At 38.0% G+C, this 685-nt stretch carries 1 protein-coding gene and 1 pseudogene; both read left to right on the forward strand.

Annotated elements, in window-relative coordinates; all coding sequences use genetic code 11:
* Positions 1–337 (forward strand): annotated as a pseudogene (locus A9G35_RS01695) (IS481 family transposase); the annotation flags it as partial.
* A gap of 63 nt (positions 338–400) precedes the next feature.
* The coding region (locus A9G35_RS01700) for a transposase (protein ID WP_141673726.1) at positions 401–685 on the forward strand (285 nt) is incomplete at its 3' end.

Consider the following 685-nt stretch of genomic DNA (forward strand, 5'->3'; position numbering starts at 1 on the left):
CTCTATTTGGCTACGTCACGATTTAGAAAGTTTTAAAAAACGCTTAATAGCCCTAGAAACCAAAGTGGCACAAGAAGGATGTGTGCTCACTGAAAATCAATTACAAGCCCTTGAAAAAGCCAAAGCATCAAAAGAAGCGCATGGTGAAATTGAGACACATCATCCGGGATATTTATGTGCACAAGATACCTATTATGTAGGGCACATTAAAGGCATAGGGAAAATATACCAACAAACATTTATTGATACCTATTCCAGACTCGCTTTTGCTAAAGTCTATACCGAGAAAAACAGTCTGATTGCTGCCGATATGCTCAATGATAAATGGATCGGCTACACTAAATCATACAACTTTTTTAAGGGGTAAGGTAAACTTATCACAACTAAAAAAGGAACAAATATGAATAAGATTAAACGCAAAAGACGAACATTCACAGATGATTTTAAACAGCAAATGGTCAGTCTTTATCGACATGGTAAATCACGTAGTGAAATCGTTGCCGAATATGATTTGACACCATCAGCATTGGACCGTTGGATAACGCAAGCAAGCCAAAGCGGCTCATTTAAAACAAAAGATAATCGCAGTCCACAAGAACAAGAGTTAATCGCGTTGCGTAAAGAGCTTAAACAGCTGCGTATGGAAAACGATATTCTAAAGCAAGCAGCACTGATAATAGGGCGA

This window comes from Gilliamella sp. Choc5-1 (genome assembly GCF_001690595.1).
GTDB classification, from domain to species: Bacteria; Pseudomonadota; Gammaproteobacteria; order Enterobacterales; family Orbaceae; genus Gilliamella; species Gilliamella apicola_M.